A 12,820-nucleotide genomic window follows, 5' to 3' on the forward strand; every position below is an offset into this window, starting at 1 on the left:
GGTTCGCGCTATATGCTGCTGCGCAGGGTTTGCGGTTAAGACCAGCGCTAACTTAGGCCGGCTGTTTTTATCCGCCACAGGCGCAGCGCCACGTGGACGTCAAGGGAACGGCTTCCCCTTCGCCATGTGGCACCGATGAGGGCGTCTATCCGGTCCAGTCGCTGCCTCAAAGTATTGGGGTGTATATGGAGGGAGTCGGCTGCTTCCTGCATGGCGCCACCGTTTTCCTGGAACGTCCACGCCGTCAGGACCAGCTGTGTTCCCCGACGTTCGTCGTAGCTAATGAGTGGACCCAGCTGTGCGGTCAACAGTTGTCCGGTGAAGGGGCTCTCCATCGCTCCGAGTAACATCCCGGCCGTACCCAGGGCGGCCCGGTCCGCTGCCTCGCCGTCGCGCGAGAGGGCCTGCAGGGCGCGGAGGACGGTGTGGGCTTCGGTGTGGGCAGCGGACAGCCCGGCAAAGCCGGATACTGGTTCTGATGTCCCGAGGCTGGCCGTGATGCGTCGTCGGTTCAGCTCGTCAACGATGGACTGGCCGGTGTCCGCGGCGCGGCCTTCATCCGGCCGGCTGTCACGTCGATCGACGGGTTCTATGATGCACAAATGTGATTCGTGCAGGGCGATGATTCCGGGGATCCCCTCACGTTGATGCCTTAGCACGGAGAGCGCACGTTGGCGCTGGTCGTCACTGACCCCCACAACACGCACCACGAGCTGAAGGTGGTTTGCCAAGCCGAACTGTCCTGCCCTGCGGGTGAGCGCCGCCGCGTGTTCAGAACGTGGGCTGAGCAGGTCATCGATGAGTTCGAGCTGGAGCCGATACTGGGCGTCCTGGAATGTGCGTTCAAACAGCAGCGACACGCTGAGCACCAGGGCGCTGCGTTCCAGGACCGCGAGCCGGGCGGGGCTCAGTTGCTCGGCGACGATGAGGGAGGCGAGGTGCTGGTCGCCTGCCACGGCGGACATGACCGTGTACTTCTTGTTCTTGACCTCAAACTGGACGGCCGAGCTCTTGGCTGCGGACTCCTCGGCCGTGGTCAGGGCCGGCGGGGTACCGAAGTCAGCGTCCGGCACACTTCCCGCCAGCGGCTCGCCCATAGGAGAAACCAAGACAACAGGGGCGTCTAGGGACTCGGCCAGCAGGTTGAGCAGGTGAGGAAGGCTGCCGGTTGAGGCCAAGGTCTCCATGAGCCGCCGGTCCAGGCTTGAAAGCTCCTCCAGGGCCTGTACGTGCGAAAGATTCTGCCGCTGGGCCTGGTCCAGCCGGGTAAGGGCACCCGCCATTTCACTGAAGTAGCGTGCGTTCTCCAAGGCGACGGCTGCATGCGTGCCAATGGATTCCATGAGGGCCACGTCGTCACTGCTGAACTCGTGCGCATGCCTGTCAGCGACCAGCAGGGCGCCAATTACCTTCCCTGCTGCGCGAAGGGGAACACCCATGATGGCCCGGACGCCCTCGGCCGCCACGGCAGTGTCGCTGGACTCCAAATGGGATTTAGACTCGTCCAAAAGGTAGTCGGGGCTCTGGGCAGGTGCCTCACCGGTTGCCACGGCGCCGAGCACGCCTTCTCCAAGGGGCATCCGGATGTTGCGGAAGAGAGCCGTCGTGGCACCGTCGGTGACCCGGACGTAGGACTCACCGCTGTCGTAGTCGTTCAGGCTCAAGTAGGCGATGTCGCTGCCGATCAATGATCGAGTGCGCCGGACGATGGCCTTGAGGACGGCCTCGACGTCGCGTATGCCGGTCAGGTCGGTGGCCGTATCGTAAAGGACGCGCAGCAGGCCCTCCCGTCGGCTCGCCTCCCACAATCGGGAGTTCAACCGGCGTGCAGCCGCTGCAGTGGGCTGATCAACCACTCCGCCGTCCAGCCAGGCGGATAGCGTTGTCTCCAGTTCAGCCGCCGAAACGCCACGATCAAGCAGAGCCATTAGCTGGCCCGCCCCCTTCGTGCCGTCTGACGGGCCTCCACCGGTGTGAGCGGCAGAACTGTCATTGGCACTCATGAACGTAATGCTAGCCCGGGCCAGGCGGTTAGGTCCCCCGACCAGCGCAGCTTGCAGCTCTGGCGAGGGAACTCATCGCCAGAGGCTGGCTGGGTATGGGGACGTCCGCCATCTGCCTTGGACCGGAGTGTGACTCGCCTTTAGCCAGAATGAGTAGAGATGGGGGAATTGAACCCCTCCATCCATGCAAGAGGGCGCCTTCGGCCCACCCGCTTAGCCGTGGATATGCCGTACTTCGCCGTTGCCGGTGAGGCCAGCCAGTTCCGTGCTTCCCCGGACGATGAGGTCGCAGGGGAAGTTGACCTGGCGCGGTGCGCGTCTTGGCGAGTGGATTTGGTTGATCATCATTTCTGCTCCTGTGCGGGCCATTTCGCGGCTCGGTTGTCGGACGGTTGTCAGGCTGAAGGATTCCCAGGCAGCCATGTCGACGTCGTCGTATCCGATCACCCAGCAGTCCGTGGGCTGAAGCTGGTGTGCTCGGAGGGCGTCCAGGGCACCGAAGGCCATGTGGTCGTTGGCGCAGAAGATGGCTTTGGGCCGGTCGGCGCGGGCGAGCAGCCTGTTCGTGATCTGGGCGCTGATGTCGTGGGAAAACCCGCCGTCGAAGCGAAAGTGCTCTGGGACGGCGTGGCCCTGTTCTGCCATTTTTCCGAGGAATCCCCGCCCGCGTTCGCGGGAGGTACTGGCGTTTTGCGCGCCGCCGATGAAAGCCACGCGCGTCTTGCCGTGTGCCAGCAGGTAATCGGCGACGGCAGCGCCGCCTTCGGTATTGCTGCTGGTGACCTGGTCACATTCCAGGCCTTCCACCACGCGGTTGATCAGGACGATGGGGCTGTTCTTTTCGATGGCGGCCTGCAGCTCGAGGGAGTCTTCTGTGGCGGTGGTGAAGATTACGCCGTCGACGGCGTGTTCGCGGATGGCCTTTAGCGCGTCGTGGTGGCTTCCGCCGCCGGCGTTCCAGATGACGACGCGGAAGCCGGCGGCATCAAGTTCGCGGCTTAGTTCGTCCAGAACTTCAGGGTAAAACGGGTTTGTGAGGTCAGCGACGACCACTCCGATGGTGTTGGTCCGCCGGGTCTTCATGGCCTGGGCGCCGGCGTGCGGGACATATCCTAGGGTTTCCATCGCTGCCTGCACGCGGGCTTTAGTGGCCGGTGAAAGTTTCGCAGGGGAGGACATCACACGGGAGACCGTTGCCTGGGAAACTCCGGCGAGTTCCGCCACGTCTCGGCTTGTGACCATCGTGCCGTCCTCCATGAGTTGTTGGTTCCGTTACGGGACACCGGAACTGCTGCATTGCTTTTGTTTCAGACTAATCCAACCGGGGTCTCCCACCAGGCCTGTGCCCACGCCGTTACGCGAACCCTCCACCGGTTCAGAGGCTACTGTCTGTCAACGACGTTTTCTGGCCGGATGCGCAAGGGAAAACTGGAATGGCCGGAACGGCGGATCCCGCTGGTGCGAGGCTCCGCCGTTCCGGCTGCCTGGTAAAGGCGATTTTGCTGTTAGGCCTTCGATCCGGTGAGGGCCGGCGGCTTGCCGATTTCGGCCAGATCAAGGTCTTTGGTTTCCTTCGCGAAGGACACCGAGATCATGGCAATGATGGTTGAGACGATGATGATCAGTACGACAGGCCAGGTGCCGCCGCTCCAGAGGACGAGTGCGCTGGCCAGCGCCGGCATGAACCCGGCGAGCAGGATTGATGCCATTTGGTAGCCGATGGAGATTCCGGAGTACCGAACAGCGGTGGGGAACAGTTCGCAGTACAGCGCCGGGAGGGGGGCGTAGACCAGCGCGTGGCCCAAGGCGAGGAACAGTGCGACACCGAGGAGGATGGTCAGCTGCTGGCCCGTGCCGATGAGGGCAAATATCGGCCATGCGGTCAGTATGATGGCGGTGCCGCCGAGCAGGAAGGTTCGCTTGCGGCCGATGCGGTCCGAGAGGCGTCCGAAGACCGGGATCATGATGATGTTCAGGGCAGAACCGATCATGACTGCCGTCAGTCCGTAGTGCTGCGGGACCTTCAACGTGGTGGTGACGTAGGAGAGGACGAAGACGGTGAAGAGGTAGTAGTTTCCGGCTTCGGCGAAGCGGGCGAAGATGGCGATCAGCAGCGGCTTGCGGTGGTGCGTGAGCAGTTCGGCGATGGGCGCCTTGCGGTGCTGGGCCTCCTTCGCCATTTTTTCCTTCTCGGCAAGGAATTCCGGGCTCTCGGTTGCGTTGAGTCGGATGTAGAGGCCGACTGCGGCGAGCACGATGCTCAGGAGGAAGGGTATGCGCCAGCCCCAGGTTGTGAAGGCGTCACCTGTCAAAATCCCTGCCAGTGCCACCGCTGCGGTGCCCAGGAGCAGCCCACAGGACACGCCGATCTGCGGCCAGGAGCCGTAGAAGCCGCGTTTTCCTTTGGGTGCGTTTTCTACGGCGATGATGGCCGCGCCGCCCCATTCCCCGCCCACGGCGAAGCCTTGGGCCAGGCGGAGCACGCAGAGCAGGATGGGAGCCAGCACTCCGACCGCTTCGTAGGTGGGCAGCAAGCCGATCAGTGCTGTGGAGGCGGTCATGATGGCGAATGTGAGGATAAGGGTCGATTTTCGACCAATGCGGTCACCGAGGTGTCCGGCGACGAAGGCGCCGAGTGGGCGGGCGATGAATCCGACGCCGAAGGTTGCCAGGGCCGCGATTTGGGAGATGCTGGGATCCATTGCGGGGAAGAACAGGGGTCCGAAGACCAGTGCCGCAGCGGTGGCGTACACCGTGTACTCGTACCATTCAACGACCGCGCCGATGGTGCCTGAGAACAGGGTCCGTCGGCGGACCTGTTCTGTTGTCATGGACTTCTTGTCTGACATTGCAGAAACTCGATTCTTGGGAAAGTGATCGGGGGTTCTTGTCAGTTCCCGAAGGTGTGGTCGGACCAGGGCAGGGAGGTGCCGCGGTATTTCGCGGCACGGACGTCGCCGGAGCGGGCGTGTCCTTCGAACCGTTCCACCCGTGAGGCGCGTCCGCAGAGTTCGCCAAAAAAGGCGCTGGACTCGGTGTTCGTCACTTCCTGATAGGTCACGGTACGCAGGTATTTACCGACCCAGAGGCCACCGGTGTAGCGGGCGGCCCCGCGGGTGGGCAGCACATGGTTGGTGCCGATGACTTTGTCTCCGTAGGAGACGCAGGTTCCTTCGCCGAGGAACAGTGCGCCGTAGTCGTGCATCTTCTCCAGGGCTTCGCGGGGGTTTTCGGTGAGGATCTGAACGTGTTCGTAGGCGTACTCGTCTGCCAGGACGTAAGCGTCATCAAGGGTTGCAACCACGTGGACAGCACCCCAGTCGCGCCACGCTGCTCCGGCGTAATCGCGGGTTGGCATGTCCACGAGGATCGTGTCGATGTGCTCGATGACTTTTCGGCCAAGTTCTTCGCTGGTGGTGATCAGGACGGCGGGTGAGTCCGGGCCGTGTTCTGCCTGGGACAGAAGGTCAACCGCAACGATGAACGGGTCCGCGTGCTCATCGGCCACGATGAGTACTTCGGTGGGTCCGGCGAAGAGGTCAATACCGACTTCACCGAAGAGCTGGCGCTTGGCCTCTGCTACGAAGGCGTTGCCGGGGCCGGCCAGCATGTTGACCGGTTTGATGGTCTCGGTGCCAATGGCGAGGGCCGCTACGGCCTGGATGCCGCCGAGCAGGTAGATCTCGTCTGCGCCGGCCAGGTACATGGCGGCGACCGTGGCGTCGGGGATCTCGCCCTGGATCAGCGGCGTGCAGGCGGCAACGCGTTCGACGCCTGCGACCTTGGCGGTGATGATGGTCATGTGCGCGCTGGCCAGCAGCGGGTACTTCCCGCCGGGAATGTAGGCGCCGGCAGCCTGGATGGGAACGTTCTTCTGGCCCAGGAAGACACCGGGCAGGGTTTCGATTTCAAAGTCGGTCAGTGACTCGAGCTGCTTCTGCGCCATCACTCGGACCTGCTCCTGGACAAACTTGATGTCCTCAATGGTCTGTTCGGGAACGCGGGCGATGATGTCCTCCAGCTGCTCCTTAGTAAGCAGGAAGGACTCGGGTGCGTACTTGTCGAACTTCTGGGAGTATTCGCGCACTGCTGCGTCGCCGCGTTCACGGATATCCGCAATGACGCCTTCGACGGTGGCACGCACTTCAGGAGTGCTGCCCCGGTGCACACTGCTCTGCGCCGGCTCCTTCAACATCACGGAGTCCACGGCCGAGCTGATTGCTGTTGTAGCGGTCATGAGGAAAACCTTCCATCTTCATTGATGGGCGACCTTGGAGCGCCCCGGGCCAGGCCAGCAAGCCTGCTTCAAAAAGTGTATACGTATACATTTGGCCCGCACAAGGCTTTTCCGGTAAAAATGTATACGTATACAAAACGCAGTACCGAGGCTCGGGGAGGACCATCGATGCCAAAGTTTCGCCTCGACGGCAAGAAGGCACTGGTTACCGGAGCGGCCCGTGGACTCGGCAGGGCCATCGCCGACGCTCTTGCCGAGTCCGGTGCCACGGTCTATGGAACCAGCCGCGACGCAGCGAGTGCCCGCCAAATCAGCGAACGATACGGAACGCCTTCCTTTCCTTTCGATATAACCCGGACCAAGGACATACCCGGATTCGCTGAGTCCCTGATGCAGGAAAGCGGCGGCATCGATCTGCTTGTTAACAACGCCGGAGTCAACGTGCCAAAACCTGCGCTGGAACTGACAGCCGACGACTGGGACGCCGTCTTTGACACCAACCTCAAGGGCAGCTTCTTTCTGACCACTGCAATCGCTCAGCACTGGATAGACCGAGGAATACCGGGCGCCATCGTTAATGTCGCATCGCAGGCCGGGATTGTTGGAATCGAGGAACGGGCGGCCTACGGCACCAGCAAGGCTGGCCTGATTCATCTCACAAAAATCTTGGCTCTGGAATGGGCCCCTGCCGGAATCCGCGTCAACGCTGTCGCTCCGACCTTCGTGCGCACGGAACTGACAGCATCGACTCTCAACAGGCCTGAATGGGCTGCCGAGCTGCTGTCCAGAATCCCCATTGGACGGTTCGGTGAACCCGGCGACATCGGCGGGGCGATCGCATTTCTGCTCAGCGACGCCGCTTCGATGATCACCGGCCATACGCTGGCCATCGACGGCGGCTACACGATTCGCTAGCCGCCACAGCCCTGGGGCTGAAGACCGGGCACGGTTTCCTGGACATCGGCCCGCAGACCGGGTGGACCTCCTGCCTACCGGACAATGCATGCGCGCGCCTTTCGCAGGGTTGCACGCCGGTAATTTCTCTCTAGCGAATGAATGTCCGGTCAGTTTCGGTGGTGGTAGGGTGGCGATTCCCGTTGATGGTAAAGCGCCAATCTGGTAGCTCTGCCAAGCTGAAACGGGGGCCCAAAGCAGGTGCTTCGGGTAGCTACTTACATAATCACGGTTATCGGCTCTTAAACAACGGAAGTAGAAGTAGCTGCGAGAACTCCCGTTCCATGAGGAAATCGGCCTCATCAACATGTGGCTGCTGTGAACCCGGCGGCCGTGGAGGCTTGACGGACGCCCCGTCGTTCAGCAGCACCATCTGGCGGCGCACGTTCAGAGTGGCAGGGGTCGGTTCTCGATGACGTTCTTCATGACCAGGGTGGAGCTCAGGCGCTGGACGCCAGGCAGGGCGGAGAGTTGCTCGTCATAAAGCCGTTGGAACGCCCGAACGTCGCGTGCGACTACTTGAAGGAGGTAGTCGGGATCACCGAAGAGGCGCTGTGCTCGCACGACGTTGGCTACTGTTGCAACGGCCTCTTCGAAGGCCGCCACAGTTTCCCGGTCTCCATCGCGCATCGTGACGAAAACCAAGGATTCAAAGGTGAGGCCAAGTGACTCGGCGTCCAACTGTGCCCGATATCCAGTGATGGCGCCTGACTTCTCCAGTGAACGCAGTCGGCGGTGGCAAGGTGACAGGCTCAGCCCTACACGCTCAGCCAGCTCGGTCAGGGAGAGGCGACCATCCATCTGTAGTTCAGCAAGAATATTCCTGTCTAACTTGTCCATGGGGAAAATTCTCCCCCAAAGTGGTTGCCAGCCCAAAGAACTTGGAAGCACATTCCGGCCAAATTTTCCTAAGCTTTTCTTAGGGCCTGACACCCAAGTGCCCCGCCAGAGTTTAGGGAGAAAAACGTGCATCTCGGATCCATAGCCGCATTCTGGGCTGTCTCCTTCTTGTTCGTGTTGACCCCAGGTGCGGACTGGGCTTACGCGATTTCAGCCGGGCTCAGGCATCGGACTGTGATTCCGGCCGTCGCAGGACTGCTAACGGGGCACTTGGTTGCCACCGCGGTAGTCGCGGCGGGGGTGGGCGCATTGGTGTCGGGATCGCCCCTGGTGCTCGCCGCCCTGACAGTCGCGGGGTCCGCGTATCTGGTCTGGCTGGGCCTAGGGATGTTCAGGAACCCATCCGTACCGGAGGCCGGCGTTGCAGCCGTCGAGGGCAGCTGGGCGCGCCAACTATTGAAGGGCGCCGGGATCAGCGGCCTGAACCCCAAGGTCTTTCTTTTATTCCTGGCCCTCTTGCCCCAGTTCACTAGCCCCGACAATTCGTGGCCTGTTGCGGGGCAGATCGTTGCTCTTGGACTGGTGCATGTCGCCAGCTGCGCAGTCATCTACACCGGTGTGGGCGCCAGCGCCCGGGTGGTACTGCGCACCCGGCCTACCGCCGCCCGTGCGGTAACCCGCGTTTCGGGCGCCGCCATGATGGTGATCGGAGTATTCCTTCTCCTCGAACAGCTGATCCACTGGTACTCCTGATCCTGCTACCAGCCACAATCAAGACGCTACGGAGAATTTAACCTTGCACTCAGAACAGCTCCACCGAACCTACCTGGACCTGACCACCCCTCACGTGGCCGACGCCTGCATGCGCCTCGGCATCGAAGTCCGGTGCGCACCAGCAGGAACTAGCCCGCTATGGACCGGAGCGCACATGACTGGCCGCGTTGCACCGGCCCGTCACACCGGGAGCGTTGATGTCTTCCTTGAAGCGATCGATCGCGCCAACGCCGGCGATGTTCTGGTAGTGGACAACGACGGTAGACAGGACGAAGCCTGTGTCGGAGACCTGGTCACCCTTGAAGCGAGCCGCGCCGGTTTGGCCGGGATTGTCATCTGGGGATTACACCGCGACACATCCGAACTCAGGACCATCAGGCTGCCAGTTTTCAGTCAAGGATCATTGCCAGTTGGACCTCAACGCCTCGATCCTCGCCAGCCAGCAGCCCTCACATCGGCAAGGAGCGGTAAACACAAGGTCTCGGCGGATGACTTCGTAATGGGCGACGACGACGGAGTCCTGTTCATACCTTTGGCACGGGCCGAGGAGGTTGCCGATACGGCCGCAACCATCCGGGACACAGAACGTTCACAGGCGGCACGCATGCTGATGGGCACAACGTTCAGGAGCCAGGCGCGCTTGGAGGAGTACGTGGCGGCCCGGTCCAGTAACCCTGACATGACGTTCCGGCACCACCTCCGTGCCTTCGGCGGGGAGATCGAAGAATAGGCACAGATTTGCCTTAGGATTTCCTGATTTTCCGGCTACTGTCGCGCATCTCGAACGGTCCTATTGGGACGCGATGCGGGCAGCCTTGAAGGTTTCCGGCGCCGGCCCCCGCCTGTCGGGTTGCGTGTTGCGTTCCGCGTGCCGGCGCCGGAAATCTAAATGTGTGAAACCGCTTTGCTGTAGCTGCCTGGACTGAGCAAATACCGTATGTGCGGGCGGTATCAGCTGGCCGTCTTAGCGACATAGACGTCGCAGGGAGCGTGGTGAGCGACGCTGTTTGCGACGCTGCCAAGAACTCGTCCCAGTCCTTGCATGCGTTTGTTGCCGACGACGATCATCCGGGCGTTATGTTTCTCAGCCTGGTCTATCAGAGCCTGGGCGGGCGTTCCTTGGACGGCTGAATACGCGACCTTGAGATCCGGCGAGCTGAGCTCCACGGCCGCGTCCCGCGCGGTCCTTTCGGCGTTCTCTTCGTGGGTGACGACCCGCTGGTCGCTGCCCGTGCCAAACACAACGGTGCCTTCGCCGTCGAATGCGGTGACGACGTGAAGCCCTGCACCCAGGGCCAGGGCCAGGTTACGGGCGGATTCCGCGGCCCTCTGGGCAGTCTCGCTGCCGTCAACGCCTACAACGATTACTCCGGTCATTGTTCACTCGCTCTCTTAGTTGTTTGAAACGAACTTCAGGTACGTGGCTCCGGTGAGCCGTACCACTTGGATTCAAGGTGGTCGGCGACGACGCGGCGGACGGTTCCGGAGTGCGACCGCAGGACGATGCTGGAGGTGCGGATCAGCCCGGATCCCCGGCGCACGCCCTCGACGAGGGCGCCGTCGGTCACGCCTGTTGCGACAAAGTAGACGTTGTCTCCCCGCACCAGGTCATCCTGGTTCAGCACGCGCTTGAGGTCGTGCCCGGCGTCCAGGGCAGCAGATCGCTCAGCGGCGTTGCCGGGAGCGAGGCGGGCCTGGATCACGCCGCCGAGGGCCTTGACCGCGCAGGCGGTGATGATTCCTTCCGGAGTCCCGCCAATCCCGACGCACATGTCGATCCGGGAATCGGGGCGGGCGGCGTTGATGCCTCCAGCGACGTCTCCGTCGAGGAGCAGGCGAGTGGAGGCTCCGGTGGCCCTGATGTCGGCGATCAGCTGCGTGTGGCGGGGGCGGTCCAGTACTGCGATCTGCAGGTCGGTCACGGGCACGCCCTTTGCATGGGCCAGTGCCCGGATATTCTCAGAAATTGGCCGGTCCAAGTCGATGACGCCGTGCCCTTCGGGGCCGGTGACGATCTTGTCCATATAGAAGACGGCGCTGGGGTCAAACATGGATCCGCGATCGGAGACGGCAATGACTGAGAGGGCGTTTTGCCGCCCGGCCGCCGTGAGACTTGTTCCATCAATCGGGTCCACGGCGATATCGCAGACAGGTCCGCTGCCGTTGCCAACGTGCTCGCCGTTAAACAGCATTGGGGCTGCGTCCTTCTCGCCTTCGCCGATCACGACGACGCCGTCGAATGCCACGGTGCCGAGGAATGACCGCATGGCATCAACGGCCGCGCCGTCGGCTGCGTTCTTGTCCCCTTTGCCTATGAAAGGGGCGGCCCGGATGGCTGCCGCTTCGGTGGCACGCACCAGTTCCATACCGAGGTTTCGGTCCGGGAGGGTACCTGCGGGAGATCGGGAATCGTTGTTCACGTACACCACTGTAGCGAAAAATTAGTAAGTGGTCGACCACTTGACCACTTGGCTTGACTGGTCGACCACTTAAGGTTTACGGTCGATGGTGTGCCCGGCCTCATGAGGTTGAGGGCCCGGGTTACCGGCAAGGGACCCCGTACGTCAGAGTCGCCGTCAGGGACACATTCCCTCAACATCAAGGAGTAACGATGCTCGCCGTCTTAGGATTCGCAACCCTCGCGTCATTTATGGTCGCGGTCATGCGCAGATGGGCCACAGCATTTGTCGCCATCATCAGCGCACCCGTACTGTTCGCTGTCATCGCCGGCTTTGGCCCCAGGCTGGGCGACATGGTGCTCTCCGGCCTCGAAACAGTGGCACCAACAGCAGTACTGCTCCTGTTTGCGGTCCTGTACTTCGGCGTCATGATGGACGCCAAGCTTTTTGACCCGATCTCGAAACTCATTCTCCGGCTGTCCAAAGGCGATCCGGTCCGCATCTGCGTCGGCACAGCCGTGCTGTCATTGGTGGTGGCCCTGGACGGTGACGGAACGACCAGCTACATGATCATTTGCTCGGCGTTCCTGCCGATCTACAAGCGGCTGAACATCAACCCGCTGGTGATCGCCACCGTTGCAGCCATGTCCCTGGGTCTCATCTCCGGATCAACCCCCTGGGGCGGCGCGGCAACCCGTGCGATCAGTGTGCTCGAACTCGACGCAACCGAATACTTCGTGAGCCTCATCCCGTCACTGGCGCTTACCTCCGTCTTTGTTCTCGTGGTCGCATACGTCCTTGGCCTGACGCAGCGCAAGCACGTCAACGCAGCTGCGGCGGCGGAACTCGCCGCTGAAATCAAAAACGGCACCCTTCACGCCGAAGAACGCGCCACCTGGCGCACCTGGGTAAACGCAGGCCTCACGATTCTGCTGCTTGTCCTGCTCATCACCGGTGTCGCACCCCTGGTGGTGCTCTTCATTGGCGCCTTCGTCATCGCCCTGGTCATCAACTACCCGAAACTCCATACCCAGGGTGAACTCGTCAAGCGTCACGCCGCAAGCGCTGTGCCCGTTGTGATGCTGGTCCTCGCGGCAGGCGTCTTCACCGGCATCCTCTCGGACTCCGGCATGATCCAGGCGATGGCGGACGCACTTCTGAGCATCGTCCCGACATCACTCGGCGGACTTCTGCCTCTCTTCACCGCCATCATCGCCATCCCCCTCGGGTTCTTTATGTCCAACGACGCGTTCTTCTTCGGCATCCTCCCGGTCCTCTCCGAATCAGCCTCGCAGTACGGCATCCACGCCAACGAAATCGCCCGCGCCGGCGTTGTCGGACAGATCTCGCACATGATCGGCCCCGCCTCGGCGCCCCTGTGGGTACTCCTGGGTCTTTTGAAGAAGGATCTGGGCGAATTCCAAAAGTTCTCCATCCTCTGGATCGTCGGCGGCTGCCTTGCATTCATCGCCTTCCAGCTCCTCACCGGCGCCATCAACATCACCTTCTAAGCGCCCCTCCCGTAACCTCCGGTCCGTCAACGAGACCTGGATATATAGAAAAGGAAATACCGTGACTGAATCCAAGCAGTACCAGCTGGCCGTCCTGAATGG

At 62.0% G+C, this 12,820-nt stretch carries 11 protein-coding genes; 4 read left to right on the forward strand and 7 right to left on the reverse strand.

Annotation, left to right across the window (positions count from 1 at the left end; all coding sequences use genetic code 11):
* Positions 1-47 precede the first annotated feature (47 nt).
* The 4 genes from J2808_RS10275 to hisD all read right to left on the reverse strand — a co-directional run bounded on the left by J2808_RS10275 (position 48) and on the right by hisD (position 6,240).
* Positions 48-1,928 carry a helix-turn-helix domain-containing protein gene (locus J2808_RS10275; protein ID WP_309815527.1) on the reverse strand — a complete coding sequence of 627 codons (1,881 nt, stop codon included), beginning with the start codon at positions 1,926-1,928 and terminating at the stop codon, positions 48-50.
* A 288-nt stretch (positions 1,929-2,216) separates the two neighbouring features.
* On the reverse strand, positions 2,217-3,245 hold the full coding sequence (locus J2808_RS10280; protein ID WP_309815529.1) for a LacI family DNA-binding transcriptional regulator: 1,029 nt from the start codon (positions 3,243-3,245) through the stop codon (positions 2,217-2,219).
* 263 nt (positions 3,246-3,508) lie between these two features.
* Entirely contained in the window at positions 3,509-4,834 is a 1,326-nt protein-coding gene (locus tag J2808_RS10285) for an MFS transporter (protein WP_309815531.1), read from the reverse strand.
* A gap of 59 nt (positions 4,835-4,893) precedes the next feature.
* The gene (hisD, locus tag J2808_RS10290; RefSeq protein WP_309815534.1) at positions 4,894-6,240 is read right to left on the reverse strand and encodes a histidinol dehydrogenase; all 1,347 of its coding nucleotides are present in this window, start codon (positions 6,238-6,240) and stop codon (positions 4,894-4,896) included.
* A gap of 168 nt (positions 6,241-6,408) precedes the next feature.
* On the opposite strand from hisD, the gene J2808_RS10295 reads away from it, so the two are divergent.
* The gene (locus J2808_RS10295; protein ID WP_309815537.1) at positions 6,409-7,155 is read left to right on the forward strand and encodes an SDR family NAD(P)-dependent oxidoreductase; all 747 of its coding nucleotides are present in this window, start codon (positions 6,409-6,411) and stop codon (positions 7,153-7,155) included.
* 426 nt (positions 7,156-7,581) lie between these two features.
* Here the strand turns inward: J2808_RS10295 and J2808_RS10300 are convergent, their stop codons facing one another.
* The gene (locus tag J2808_RS10300) at positions 7,582-8,034 is read right to left on the reverse strand and encodes an Lrp/AsnC family transcriptional regulator (protein ID WP_309815539.1); all 453 of its coding nucleotides are present in this window, start codon (positions 8,032-8,034) and stop codon (positions 7,582-7,584) included.
* A 174-nt stretch (positions 8,035-8,208) separates the two neighbouring features.
* Between J2808_RS10300 and J2808_RS10305 the strand changes: the two genes are divergently transcribed.
* Both J2808_RS10305 and J2808_RS10310 read left to right on the forward strand, forming a co-directional pair.
* The gene (locus tag J2808_RS10305) at positions 8,209-8,787 is read left to right on the forward strand and encodes a LysE family translocator (RefSeq protein WP_309815585.1); all 579 of its coding nucleotides are present in this window, start codon (positions 8,209-8,211) and stop codon (positions 8,785-8,787) included.
* Positions 8,788-8,830: 43 nt separating this feature from the next.
* A complete protein-coding gene (locus tag J2808_RS10310; protein WP_309815541.1) occupies positions 8,831-9,538 on the forward strand; it encodes an RraA family protein in 708 nt (235 codons plus the stop codon).
* A 221-nt stretch (positions 9,539-9,759) separates the two neighbouring features.
* Here J2808_RS10310 and J2808_RS10315 read toward each other — a convergent pair whose 3' ends face one another.
* Together J2808_RS10315 and glpX are read right to left on the reverse strand one after the other, a co-directional pair.
* Positions 9,760-10,185, reverse strand: coding sequence for a universal stress protein (locus J2808_RS10315; RefSeq protein WP_309815544.1), 426 nt, complete (start codon positions 10,183-10,185; stop codon positions 9,760-9,762).
* A 35-nt stretch (positions 10,186-10,220) separates the two neighbouring features.
* Positions 10,221-11,174 carry a class II fructose-bisphosphatase gene (gene glpX / locus J2808_RS10320; RefSeq protein WP_309815588.1) on the reverse strand — a complete coding sequence of 318 codons (954 nt, stop codon included), beginning with the start codon at positions 11,172-11,174 and terminating at the stop codon, positions 10,221-10,223.
* 245 nt (positions 11,175-11,419) lie between these two features.
* On the opposite strand from glpX, the gene J2808_RS10325 reads away from it, so the two are divergent.
* Entirely contained in the window at positions 11,420-12,718 is a 1,299-nt protein-coding gene (locus tag J2808_RS10325; RefSeq protein WP_309815547.1) for a CitMHS family transporter, read from the forward strand.
* The last annotated feature ends 102 nt before the right edge of the window (positions 12,719-12,820 follow it).

It is taken from the genome of Pseudarthrobacter sulfonivorans (genome assembly GCF_031454915.1).
Taxonomy (GTDB): domain Bacteria; phylum Actinomycetota; class Actinomycetes; order Actinomycetales; family Micrococcaceae; genus Arthrobacter; species Arthrobacter sulfonivorans_C.

Coding starts and splice junctions, on each gene's coding strand:
- J2808_RS10275 (WP_309815527.1), bottom strand. CDS start 1,928: ATGGCTCTGCTTGATCGTGGCGTTTCGGCGGCTGAACTGGAGACAACG.
- J2808_RS10280 (WP_309815529.1), bottom strand. CDS start 3,245: ATGGTCACAAGCCGAGACGTGGCGGAACTCGCCGGAGTTTCCCAGGCA.
- J2808_RS10285 (WP_309815531.1), bottom strand. CDS start 4,834: ATGACAACAGAACAGGTCCGCCGACGGACCCTGTTCTCAGGCACCATC.
- hisD (WP_309815534.1), bottom strand. CDS start 6,240: ATGACCGCTACAACAGCAATCAGCTCGGCCGTGGACTCCGTGATGTTG.
- J2808_RS10295 (WP_309815537.1), top strand. CDS start 6,409: ATGCCAAAGTTTCGCCTCGACGGCAAGAAGGCACTGGTTACCGGAGCG.
- J2808_RS10300 (WP_309815539.1), bottom strand. CDS start 8,034: ATGGACAAGTTAGACAGGAATATTCTTGCTGAACTACAGATGGATGGT.
- J2808_RS10315 (WP_309815544.1), bottom strand. CDS start 10,185: ATGACCGGAGTAATCGTTGTAGGCGTTGACGGCAGCGAGACTGCCCAG.
- glpX (WP_309815588.1), bottom strand. CDS start 11,174: ATGGAACTGGTGCGTGCCACCGAAGCGGCAGCCATCCGGGCCGCCCCT.
- J2808_RS10325 (WP_309815547.1), top strand. CDS start 11,420: ATGCTCGCCGTCTTAGGATTCGCAACCCTCGCGTCATTTATGGTCGCG.